5 protein-coding genes are annotated in these 12,126 nt (G+C 68.8%); 3 read left to right on the top strand and 2 right to left on the bottom strand.

What is annotated here, in order from left to right; genetic code table 11:
• The first annotated feature begins 1,867 nt into the window (after positions 1–1,867).
• The 3 genes from G4D83_RS26375 to G4D83_RS26365 are packed head-to-tail and all read left to right on the top strand — an operon-like array spanning position 1,868 to position 7,941.
• Positions 1,868–3,052 carry an HlyD family secretion protein gene (locus tag G4D83_RS26375; RefSeq protein ID WP_163867595.1) on the top strand — a complete coding sequence of 395 codons (1,185 nt, stop codon included), beginning with the start codon at positions 1,868–1,870 and terminating at the stop codon, positions 3,050–3,052.
• 3 nt (positions 3,053–3,055) lie between these two features.
• Entirely contained in the window at positions 3,056–5,755 is a 2,700-nt protein-coding gene (locus G4D83_RS26370) for an ATP-binding cassette domain-containing protein (protein WP_163867594.1), read from the top strand.
• A complete protein-coding gene (locus tag G4D83_RS26365; RefSeq protein ID WP_163867593.1) occupies positions 5,752–7,941 on the top strand; it encodes an ATP-binding cassette domain-containing protein in 2,190 nt (729 codons plus the stop codon). Before G4D83_RS26370 ends, G4D83_RS26365 begins: the two co-directional genes overlap by 4 nt.
• 389 nt (positions 7,942–8,330) lie before the next feature.
• Here G4D83_RS26365 and G4D83_RS26360 read toward each other — a convergent pair whose 3' ends face one another.
• Both G4D83_RS26360 and G4D83_RS26355 read right to left on the bottom strand, forming a co-directional pair.
• Positions 8,331–10,130, bottom strand: coding sequence for a hypothetical protein (locus G4D83_RS26360; RefSeq protein WP_163867592.1), 1,800 nt, complete (start codon positions 10,128–10,130; stop codon positions 8,331–8,333).
• A gap of 214 nt (positions 10,131–10,344) precedes the next feature.
• Positions 10,345–11,868, bottom strand: a complete 1,524-nt coding sequence (locus G4D83_RS26355; protein WP_163867591.1) for a cytochrome-c peroxidase — start codon at positions 11,866–11,868, stop codon at positions 10,345–10,347.
• Positions 11,869–12,126 lie beyond the last annotated feature (258 nt).

Genomic DNA, 12,126 nt, shown 5'->3' with positions numbered 1-12,126 from the left:
GCAACGAACCTTGGTCTTGATCTGCATGATGAGCTCCTGGTGAAGACTGAGTGGAAGCTACACTAACCAACGAGGTCGTCTGGCAACGCCAGTCGACTACGGGAGCTGGGTACGAACGGGAAGCGCAACGCCACCACCGCAACCACGGGGACCGCCACGAACCTTGGTCTTGATCTGCATGGGTGTTCTCCTGGAGTGGAACGAGTTGAAGGAACGACTACGGCAGCTGCGCCAGCACGGGCAGCTTGGTGCCACCACCGCAACCACGGGGACCGCCACGAACCTTGGTCTTGATCTGCATGATGTGTGCTCCTGGTGAGAGATCTTGATGAAGGAACAACCGGAACCGACTGGCGTTCAGCCAGGAGCGATTACGGGAGGGTGCGGACGATGACGGGAGACAGACCGCCACCACAACCGCGGGGACCGCCACGAACCTTGGTCTTGATCTGCATGATGTGCTCCTGGTGAACGTTCAGCGTTGCTCCAGACAACCTGGAGAGCAGGAAAGACAGAAACGACTACGGAATCTGCGTGCCCGGACGGGTCGGCAGGATGACCGTGCCACCACCGCCGCAACCACGGGGACCGCCACGAACCTTGGTCTTGATCTGCATGATGAACTCCTTGGACAAACCAGCGCTCCGGAATGGAACACCGACTCTACGGACGACACCTGAAAAGGGATTTGCGTGCGTTTGTTCCCTGGACTGAGCCGGACAATAAGCACACCCCTCTGACATTCGAACTCTCGAGCCGCTCGTTGTATCAACGCCGCCGCCGGATTCCCGTCGCGAACATGGGCTCACCCGTCCCCTCGAAACCCTCCGCCCGGTTCGCTATTCCCAGACCTCCGGAACTACGCGGCGAGCCTTCCGCCATTGCATGCGATTCGACTTATCGCTTCGCGTCCGAAGTAGAATCATTAAAGACGGGTGTAATCGGCCAGTCAAGTCGCGCCGTGCAGATTGAGACGAAAGTCTTTGTAGCCTCTCACGCCACAACCCCTCTCAGTCTCCGCGAAACCACAGCATATGAAACGGAGGGCTCTCCAAATAGAAATCGCCAGCGAGCGATACTCCGCCCGCTGGCGACTTTGTGTCCATTCCGGGCGGATATCAGCCCGGATGAGGACTACGGGAGGAGCACGTCCTCGTAATAGAACACCGTGCCGTTGAGACCACAGCCACGGGGACCGCCACGAACCTTGGTCTTGATCTTCATGTGTTTGCTCCCGGTGAGACCACGTTGTCTCCCGGCGGCAAGGGACGAGCCCATACACACCAGGAGTAGAATCATTAAAAATCGGTGAAAAATCGGAGTCAAGCCTTCGACAGAAAAACCCGCCATCCCCTTTAGATCCGCATACTTGTATATTTCGCCCATTTTCTCGAAACGAGAGAATGACCCAGGGTCTTGAAATCCTCCAGGTCGGGCATTTCTACAAAGTCCGGGCGCGTCACTTCACCGTGAGACACGCGCGGAGGGGCTCACGGTTCCGCCTCCGCGGAGGCGGCATTGCGCCGCGCGTCGCAATACCTTTAAAACATGTTCTGATGAGAAGGTTTGCCATATCCCGCGCATTGGAATCGCCCGGACAACCCTTGACTGGCCGGCGCGGCGCGTAACCGGGGCGAGGTCTCCAGGTCCGGGAGGGCCGCGCATTCGTGGCGGGGAGCAAGGCCATGCAGGCAGGGCCGCGGGTTCGCGGTGACGCACGTGCGTGGGGGCTCGCCGTCAGCCTGTCGGACGATGATGGCGCCGGGTTCCCGGCGACGCGCCGGGAGCGGCTCGGGGAGTCGGTCGAACAACTGTGATGAGGTAGGCTTCGTCCATGCGAGTTGGTGAAGGAATGTTCCCGCGCACCATGCGCGCGTTGGTACGGGGACGAGGGCGCTCGGCGCTCTGGTTGTTGCCGGTGGGGTTGTTCGCGGTCTGGGGCGGCTGGTTCGTCAGGGCGCGCATCACCGTCTACGAGCCCAGCGTGCAGGCGCGGCTGGAGGTGCACCGGGAGGTCTACGCCGTCGACGCGCCCGTGGAGGGGCGGCTGGTGAAGACGCGGGTGGAGCTGCACCGGCAGGTCACCGCGGGCGAGGTGCTCTTCGAACTGGCGCATGAGCAGGAGGCGCGACTGCTCGCGGAAGCAGAGGCGCTGCTCCAGGGCGTGGGGCCGCAGCTGGTGGCGGCGCGCGCGGAGCTGGACGCCGAGCAGAGCGCGTTGCAGTCCCAGCAGGAGCGCGGCGCGGCGGGCGTGGACGAGGCGCGCGCCCGGCTCGCGGAGGCGGAGGCGCTGGCGCGGCGGGCCCTGGAGGAGAAGACGAGCACCGAGCAGCTCTTTTCACGGCAACTGGTGAGTGAGTCGGAGTGGAGCCGGGTGCGCACGGAGCTGGAGCGGGCGCAGGCGGTGGAGCAGGCCACGCGCGCGGCGCTGGCGCGCGTGAAGATGGACGGCACCATGCTGACCACCGAGCGGCGCATCCGCGTCGCGGCGCTGCGACGGCAGATCGCGGAGCTGGAGTCCGGGGAGAACGTGGCGCGCGCCTCCGTGGAGCGGCTGCGCGACGAGTTGGAGCGCCGGGTGGTGAAGGCGCCCGCGGACGGCATCCTCGGGGAGACCAGCTCGGTGCGCGTGGGCACGCAGGTGAGGGCCGGGGACCGCATCGCCACCGTCGTCGCGGGCGGGGACGTGCGCGTCGTCGCGCAGCTGTCCCCCGCCACCGCCCTGGGCCGCGTGCGCGCGGGCCAGCGGGCGCGGATGAAGCTGGAGGGCTTCTCCTGGACGGAGTTCGGCATGGTGCGAGCCACCGTGGTGGCGGTGGCGAGCGAGGCCCGCGACGGGCTGGTGCGCGTGGAGCTGTCCGTGGACGAGATGCCGGTGGGCATCCCGATGGAGCACGGGCTGCCGGGCACGGTGGACATCGCCGTGGAGGAGGCCACGCCGCTGCGGCTGGTGCTGCGGGCGCTGGGCCGGGGATTGGAGCCGCCCGCGCGCTCGCGCCCGCTGCCGCCGCGCACGCCCCGGGAGCTGGAGATGTCGAGGGGCGGGAACTGAGCCATGGCGAGCAAACGCAAGCTGCTCATCCCCGAGGTCATCCAGACCTCCGCCATGGACTGCGGTCCGGCGGCCCTCAAGGCGCTGTTCGACGGCTTCGGCGTGTCGGTCAGCTACGGCCGTCTGCGCGAGGCCTGCCAGACGGACATCGACGGGACGTCCATCGACGTGCTGGAGGAGCTGGCCGGCAAGCTGGGCCTGGACGCCACCCAGGTCGTCCTCCCCCTGGACCAGGTGCTCCTGCCGGAAACGAAGGCACTGCCCGCGCTCGCGGTGGTGCGGCTGGCGGACAGCAACCTGCACTTCATCGTCATCTGGCGACGGTGGGGCAACCTGGTGCAGATCATGGACCCCGCGCTGGGACGACGCTGGGTGTCCGTGAACGAGCTGATGGACCGGCTCTATGTCCACGCCCTGCCCGTCCCCGCCGAGGGCTTCCGGGAGTGGGCCGGCACCGAGGAGTTCCTCGCGGGCATGCGCCTGCGGCTGAGGGCGCTCGCCGACTCGACGCTCTCGGAGCGGCTGCTCGCGGAGGCCCTGGCGGACCCGACGTGGAAGGGCGTGGCCTGCCTGGACGCAGCGGCGCGGATGGTGCAGACGCTGGTGGAAGGCGGCGGTGTCCAGCGGGGTGAGGCCTCCTCCCGCTTCCTGGAGCAGCTCGCGCGCGAGGTGCGCGTCGCGCTCGAGGAGGGGCGCGCGGAGACGGTCATCCCCTCCTCCTACTGGACGGCGGTGGGGCCTCCCGACGCGGAGGAGGTCACGTTGCGAGGCGTGGTGGCAATCCTCGCCCGGGGACAGAAGACGGAGCGTGGCGCGGACGAGCCGCCCCTGTCCGCGGAGCTCCAGGCTGCCCTGAGCGAGCCCCCGACCCGGCCGCTGCGGGAGCTGGTGGCACTGATGCGCAAGGACGGCGTGCTGGCGCCCTCCGTGCTCGCGGCCATCGCCCTGACGGCCGCCGTGGGCGGGTTCCTGGAGGCGCTGCTCCTGCGCGGCATCATCGACGCGGGCCGCTACCTCACCACCCAGGAACAGCGGCTGGCGGGAATCGTCACGCTGCTGGTGCTGATGGGGATGCTCTTCTTCATGGAGCTGCCCCTGTCGCTGGGGACGCTGCGGCTGGGCCGGCGGCTGGAGGTGCGGCTGCGGCTGGCGTTCCTCGACAAGATTCCCCGCCTGGGAGACCGCTACTTCAAGAGCCGGCTGGTGTCCGACATGGCGCAGCGCTGCCACGGCATCCACCAGGTGCGCAGCGTGCCGACCATGGCCGTCGGCGTGCTGCGTGCCACCTCGGAGCTGCTCGTCACCCTGGCCGGCCTGACGTGGCTGGCCCCTGGAAGCGCCCCGCTCATCATCATCGGCGGCGGCCTGGCGCTCGCCGTGCCGCTGCTCGCCCAGCGCTCGCTCCTGGAGGCGGACCGGCGGATGCGCGACTTCGACGGTGTGCTGTCGCGCTTCTACCTGGACGCCATGCGCGGAGCGGTGGCGCTGCGGGCCCACCGCGCGGAGCTGACGCTTCGCCGGGCCCACGAGGAGCCGCTGCACGAGTTCGTCCGCGCCGCGCGCACGCTGCTCGGGCGGGGCATCATCACCGACACCATCGCCACCATGGTCGCCACGGGCGGCTCGGTGGCCATCGTCCTGCACGCCGTGTCCCAGGGCATCCAGCCGGGAGCGGTGCTGTTGCTCGTCTACTGGGCGCTCGCCGTGGCAACCCTGGGCAAGCAGCTCGCGGACGCGCTGCGCCAGTACCCCGCCGCGTCGTCGCTCACCGCGCGCCTGATGGAGCCCCTGCTGACGCCCGACGAGGTGGGCGCGGGGCTGGAGGCAGCCGCGGACGTGGATGCGAAGGCCGCGACGGGGGGCGTGGGCTTCAAGCTCCAGCAGGTGGAGGTGAAGGCCGCGGGCTTCACGGTTCTGCAGGGCATCGACATGACGGTGAAGCCCGGGGAGCACGTGGCCATCGTCGGCCCCTCGGGGGCCGGCAAGTCGTCGCTGGTGGGCATCCTCCTGGGCTGGCACCGGCCGTCGTCGGGGCGGGTGGAGGTGGATGGCGCGCCGCTGGAGGGCCAGGTGCTGGCGCGGCTGCGGCGGCAGACGGCCTGGGTGGAGCCCGAAGTCACGCTGTGGAACAAGTCGCTGGTGGACAACCTGGCGTACGGCGTGGAGACCACGGACGTGCTGCCTCGCGTGGGCCAGGCCCTGCGCTCCGCGGACCTCATCGAGTTCCTCGACAAGCTCCCCCATGGCCTGCAGACGAAGCTGGGCGAGGGCGGCAGCCTGCTGTCCGGCGGCCAGGGGCAGCGGGTGCGCCTGGGCCGGGCGCTTTTACGTCCCGGGGTGCGGCTGGCCATCTTCGACGAACCGTTCCGCGGCCTGGAGCGGGACAGGCGCGCGGCGCTGCTGGAGCGCTCCCGCGCGGAGCTGTCCGGCGCCACGCTCCTGTGCATCATGCATGACATCGCGGAGACGCTGACGTTCGACCGGGTGCTCGTCATCAAGGGCGGGCAGTTGGTGGAGGACGACCATCCGAAGCGGCTCGCCCAGCGCGAGGACTCCGTGTACCGCTCGCTGCTCGACGAAGAGGAGCAGATGCGCCGGGATTTGACGGGCCACGGCGGCTGGCGGCGGATGGTGCTGGACCACGGCCTGCTCAACGAAGAGCCCGCCGGGGATGAGAACGTCTCGCGGAAGGGGGCGGCGTGAGCGGCGTGGCGAAGGAGTCGACCCGGAGGAAGGCGGGGCCGCTGACGGGCCTGGCCTGGCCGATGAAGCGGGGCGCGGAGGCGCTGGAGGCGCTGGCGCGCCGGGTGGGCCTGCCCTTGCCGCGCACCTCGGCGAAGCTGATGGGCGCGGCGCCGGAGGACCCGAACCGGCTGGGCGAGTGGCTGGACGCGGCGGCCCAGGCCCAGGGGCTGGAGCTGGACCTGCACTACACGCGGCATGGCGAGGTGGCCAAGGCCATCCAGCGCGCCGCGCCCGCGCTCTTGGACGTCATCACCACCGAGGGCGTCCAGGTCGTCGCGCTGCTGCGCGTGTCCGCGTCCGGTGCGACGGCGCGCGTGCTCACGCCCGACGAGACGGTCCGCGACGTCCCCATGGACGAGCTGACCGCCGCCGTGCAGGCGCTCGTCGAGGGCACGCAGGTGAACACCGTGGACAAGGTGCTCGAGGGAACCGGGCTGCGTGAGCCGCACCGGACGCTCGCCCGCCGCGCGCTTCTGGGCGCGCAGCTGGCCAACACGCACCTGGTCGCCGCGCGCACGCTGCGCCTGCCCCCCGGCGCCAGGCTCCTCCACCACCTGAAGGCGCTGTCGGCTCCGCCCCGCATCATGCTCCTGCTGGTGCTGGCGGTGCTCATCCAGGTCTGCGTGCTCGCGGGCTGGTGGCTGATTGGCCAGGGGGCCTTCGAGGGGCAGTTGGACCAGGGCTGGCTGTGGGCCTGGGCGCTGATGGGTCTGACGGCGGTGCCGCTGCAGGCGGCGCTGGCGTGGACGCAGGGCACGCTGGCGCTGGACCTCTCCGCGCTCCTGCGCCGGCGGCTGTTGGCCGGTGCGCTCTCGCTGCCGGTGGACGAGGCGCGCCGGGGCGGCATCGGCGAGTACGTGGGGAGGACCTTCGAAAGCGCCGGCATGGAGCAGATGGTGCTGGCCGGCAGCTTCACCAGCCTGCTCGCGGTGGTGGACCTGACGCTGGCGGGCAGCGTCACCCTGTCCGGTCCCGCGGGCTGGCTGGGACTGGTGGCGCTGCTGGTGTTCTGCGCGCTGTTGGGTGTGCTCATCGCCCGGCAGACGGCGCTGTTCCGGGGCTGGACGGAGGCGCGCGTGGTGATGACGCACGCGCTCATCGAGCGGATGCTCGGCCACCGCACGCGGCTGGCGCAGGAGCAGCCGTCGCGCTGGCACGAGGAGGAGGACCAGGAGGTGGCCCGCTACGCGGACGCCTCCGAGCGCTGGGACATGGGCACCGCGCGAATCATGACGCTCGCGCGCCGGGGGGTGTTGCCGGTGGCCATCATCGCCACGCTGCCGAACGTGCTGGCCGGCGCCTCCACGGCGAGCATCGCGGTGGGCGTGGGCGCGGCGCTGCTGGGCGCGCGCGCGGTGATGTCCATGGCCGTGGGCGCGCTGGCGCTCATCGGCTCGCGCGTGCTGTTCACCGGCGTGCGCCCCATGCTGGACGCGGCCCGGCTCGCTGGCGCCGTGGGCGCGACGAAGGACGGCGAGGACGGCGTGCCCCAGGTGGCGCCAATCGCCTCCACCGAAGCGCCGTCGAAGAGCCAGGCCCTGCTCGAGGTGCGCGACGTGTTCTTCAAGCACCCGACCTCGCCTCGCGCGGTGCTGGAGGGTGCCTCGCTGTCCATCCGTCCCGGAGAGCGCGTGCTGCTGGAGGGGCCCTCCGGCTCCGGCAAGTCCACCCTCGCCTCCATCCTCACGGGCCTGCGGCGCCAGGGCGCGGGCGTGGTGCTGCTGCGCGGCCTGGACATGTCCACGTGGACGCCGGACGGTTGGGGCGCGCAGATCGCCGGCGCGCCCCAGTTCCACGAGAACCACGTGGTCTCCGGCACGCTGGCCATGAACCTGCTCCTGGGCCGCTCCTGGCCCCACACACAGGAAGACGTGAAGCTGGCGCGGGAGCTGTGCGAGGAGCTGGGCCTCGGGGACCTGCTGCAACGCATGCCCGCCGGCATCCTGCAGATGGTGGGCGAGCGCGGCTGGCAGCTCTCACACGGGGAGCAGAGCCGCATCTTCGTCGCGCGCGCCCTGCTTCAGCGCGTCCAGGTGGTGGTGCTCGACGAGGCGTTCGGCGCGCTGGACCCGGTGACGATGCGCAAGGTGATGAACTGCGTCAACGCGCGGGCACCCACGCTCATCGTCATCGCCCATCCCTGACGCAAGGCCTCGCCCGCGGGGCCCTCCAGGCCTCCGGGCGGGCGCCGCCAGCGAGGGCGCGCTCCAACACCGGAAACGACAACGGTCGCCAGCAGGCGGAGGCTCCGCCCACTGACGACCGAAGGACAAGCAATCAGCCGTGAATCACAGCTCGGCGTAGATGATGACGGTGCCGCCGGGACCGCAACCGCGAGGACCACCACGAACCTTGGACTTGATCTTCATGTGCTTGCTCCTGGTTTTCGGGACAGAGCCACCAGACGCGACATTCAAGATAAATGTCTCATCGGCGCTCACTGATATAAGTCCGTGAAACAAGCGAGTCAAGCCACCCGGACCTGAAACATGAATAAATCGTTCCAGGCCCGGGAGTGAAACATTGCGTCATTTCAAGCAGCCGCGGCGCGGGGCGTTTCAGGCGTGATTTTGACGGCCTCCACGTGGCTTTCGATGCCCACCCCCAGCTCCTCGCGAAACACATCCAGCAGGTAGGGCAGCACGCCAATCGTGGCGAACCGCAGCCGGTGGTGGATGGAGAGGTCCATGTTGGTGAAGTGCCGGTCCGGATGCTGTCGCTGGAGCAGCGCGTTCACCTCGCGCTGGACGTTCTCCAGCGTGCCCAGGGCCGAGCGTTCGATGGTGAGGTAGTCGGCCAGCGCCTCGGCGACGGCGTCGATGAGCTCGGGACGTGAGCCCTCGGGTACCGGCGCGCGCTCGCGGAACAGCGTGCGCAGCGACCCCGCCGTCTGGGCGTGCACAGCGTCCTTCGGCGGGGAGAAGACGTCGCTGATGTTCTGCAGCGCGGCCTCGCTGAAGCCACGCAGGCCGCGCTGGGCGCGGTCATACATCTCCACGTAGCGGGCCTTGGCCCACTCACGCTGCACCAGCGTGTTCTGCCGGGTGGGAAGGATGACCTTCCAGTCCTTCTCGATGCGCTTCCTGAGCCGCCCCCAGCCGCTGTCCGCCGGCCCTTCGGCCTGCAGCACCGCGTCACGGATGCGCTCGTAGGTGGCGCACATGTGAGCCCACAGGGTGAACTGAAGTGAATACAGTTGCAGCCCGCGCAGGCCGTAGTCGATGGCGGCGGGAATCTCCGCCAGCCACGACGGCTCCGGCAGCGGCTCGCCCGCCATGGGCTTGCCGTCGAGCATCGTCGCGAAGAACTCGTCGACCATGTGCGGCGGGCCCGCGCAGACGCCGCGCGTGGACAGGAAGTGGTTGTCGCGCTCCGTCAGGTGCAGCAGCGACGCCGGGTTGATGGGCGTCTCATACGGCATGGGCTGCTCGGGCAGGAACATCAGGTAGATGCTCACCATGCGCACGCCGTCGGTGACGCGGAACACCGAGGACAGCACCGGGTCCAACGTCCCGTTGGGGATGGGGTCCTTGCCGCGCAGCAGCAGCGACGACGGCAGTGCCAGCACCGCGCAGCTGAACGCGTGCAAGTCACCGATGCGCCACTGGCCATCCGGCAGCAGCGGATAGCGCTTCAGGAACGCGTCGCGCAGGATGAGCAACGCCTGGAGCGTGGGCTTCCAGTGCTTGGACATGGACTTCAGCGCCGTCACGTTCATCAGCGCGTCGTCCTTGAAGCGGCTGCCCGGGTACGGGCACATGCGCCACTCCGTCTCCATCCGCATGCGCATGGAGTCCGGGAAGACGTTGTTCTCACCGATGTGTCGCCCCTCGGCATCCAGCGCCGCGTGCGCCGCGCGGTGCACGGGCAGCATCGCCTCCAGGAAGCCGAACTCCATCGGCCGGCCCACCAGCTTCTGCAGCACCCCTTCCGTGTCGGGGTTCCACCACATGACCTCCGTGGGCGCGGGCCGCCGGGCCTCCGACTCCATCACCATCTTGTGGTAGTCCGTCTCCTGCGACAGCTTCGGCGCCTCGCGCGACAGGATGTTCTCCGCGAGCAGTTGCTCGAGCAGCTCCTTGATGCGCTCCCAGGGATACGGCTCGCCGTTGCTCCAGCGCGTGGCCATGGCCGCCATGAACTGGTCCTGCTTGAGCAGGTTCTCACCGAAGGAGTGCAGGTCCGCCTCCTCGATGGAGATCTCCTTGAGCCCGTAATAGATGCGCAGCTCGTTCGTGCCCTCGGGCGTCTGGACGTACTCACTCATGAAGCGGCGCCGCATGGGCAGGTACAGCGTCTCATGCGGGTCGATGGGCACGGCTTGCTCACTCATGCGACAACTCCTGGGAGGAACCTGTTGTTCAGACCTGACACCAATGCCAGGAACTCTTCCACGGGCCTCCCGGAGCATCAAGCGAGCCCCGGGAGCCGAGACTTCCGTCTATTCTCGCGCGAGCCCTGACATCCCGCGCAAAAAGGGCAAAGCCACCCGGGGGCTTGACGCGCCCCTCGGGTGGCTCTGATTCAGCACCAGCGTGGAGCCGAGCCTAGCGGCAGGCGCCGCTGCCACCGCGGCCCGTGGCGGGCAGCGTCGCGCGGTTGGGGAACGGCAGCTCCGGGTGGTCGAACGGCGCGCGGTACGTGTAGACGCGGCAGTCGGTGAGCGCGTTGGAGAGGAAGTCCACCAGCGCGGAACGGTCGCTCGCGCTGAAGACGCGCTGCTTGATGTCGAGCGACTTCTCCGGGTTGTTGAAGTCACCACCGCGCGCGTAGAAGTCCACCACGTCGTCCAGCGTGGGATAGCCGCCGTTGTGGAAGTACGGCGGCGTCAGGCCCACGTTGCGCAGGGTGGGCGTCTTGAACGCGCCCATGTCGAACGGGGATTGGCTGATGGAGTTGGGCACGCCGCCGAAGATGCCCAGGTCGCCGCGCGCCAGGTCGTCGTCGGTGGGGCGCACGCCGATGTTGTGGAAGCCCGTGTCGCCGCCGTCGCGGTTGAGCGGACCGGTGCTTTCGTACCAGCTCATGGTGGCGTCGGACAGCATGGCGCCGGTGTGGCAGTTGACGCACTCGCCCTTGCCCACGAACACGTTGAGGCCCTTGAGCTGCTTGTTCGTCAGCGCGCCCAGGTTGCCCTGCAGGAAGCTGTCGAAGGGTGTCTGGTCCGGGATGAGCGTGGCCTGGTAGGCCTGGAGCGCCTCGCCCCAGATGAGCGAGAAGACGTTGACCGAGATGTTGGCCAGCGCGTCGCCGAAGGCCTCGCGGATGAGCTGGTCATACGTGCACGGCGCGCCGTTGCAGATGAGGCCCGGCCCGGTGGGGTTGGCCAGGTGCCCCAGCACGCTGTCCGTGGTGGAGACGCGCTGGTGCTGCATCGGCTGGCGCGCGGCCAGCTTCTCGCCCAGGCTGTAGGGGCCGAGCAGCGGGCGGCCGTTGCACGACTGCTCGGAGAGGTTCGTCACGGGGCCGGTGGCCTGGGACGCGAGCGACGCGTTCTCCATGCGCACCAGGAAGCCCTGGGTGTTGTTGTCGGTGAAGCCCCAGATGTTCACGCCGTTGAAGAAGTGGTTGGCCTCACCGCCCCAGAACTGGTTGCGGTAGAAACCCGAGCCGAGGACGGTCGGGCTGTGACGCGGGCCCACCAGCCGGTGCTCGTTGAACGGAACGTCGGGAACCACCTGACAGACGTCCGCCGCGACGGTGGGGTCCGGATCCAGATCCCAGAACTGCGCGCGCAGCGGGCCCTGCGAGCCGATGCGGTCATCGCTGGTGATCTTGGCCAGGGTGAACGTCTCACCGGGGCCGGAGATGCTGTCGAAGACATTGTCGGCGCCCGGGTGCACGGTGTTGACGCGACGGTCATCCGCGCCGCCAGCGAAGTGACAGCTCGCGCACGCCGTCTGGCCGTCGCCGCTCGTCTGGATATCCCAGAAGAAGACCTTGCCCAGCCGGATGGCGGCGGCCTTGTTGATGATGCGGCTGCCCACCACCTGCGGCACCGGCTCATGGGACAACGGCCGCAACGAGGACGCCGCCACGCGGTCGAGCAGCGCCTTCGCGTCGACACCCACTTCTTCCGTCTCCTGGGGAGCGGGATTGAGAGGCTCTGCCTGTCCCGCCGGCTCACATGCCGAAAGGGATACCGCGAGAACAGACGAGAAAAGGCCGCGATTGAGCAGACGGACACCGCGGGACAAAGACGAACGAGCCATGGGAATGCCCCCTTCTCAGAGCGTCAGGACCTGTATGAATGAGGTTGGCGGAATCACCAGTGTCTCCAGTCCGACAGAGAGTTTTATACCGGTTCCGCATTATTCCTGTCCAGGCGG

It is taken from the genome of Myxococcus eversor (assembly GCF_010894455.1).
Classification (GTDB): domain Bacteria; phylum Myxococcota; class Myxococcia; order Myxococcales; family Myxococcaceae; genus Myxococcus; species Myxococcus eversor.
The sequence above is the reverse complement of the archived record's forward strand: the minus strand, read 5'-3'. Positions and strand labels throughout refer to the sequence as shown.

Excerpts from the sequence above, each read along its gene's own strand:
- G4D83_RS26375 (WP_163867595.1), top strand. The coding sequence starts at position 1,868 with ATGCGCGCGTTGGTACGGGGACGAGGGCGCTCGGCGCTCTGGTTGTTG.
- G4D83_RS26370 (WP_163867594.1), top strand. The coding sequence starts at position 3,056 with ATGGCGAGCAAACGCAAGCTGCTCATCCCCGAGGTCATCCAGACCTCC.
- G4D83_RS26360 (WP_163867592.1), bottom strand. The coding sequence starts at position 10,130 with ATGAGTGAGCAAGCCGTGCCCATCGACCCGCATGAGACGCTGTACCTG.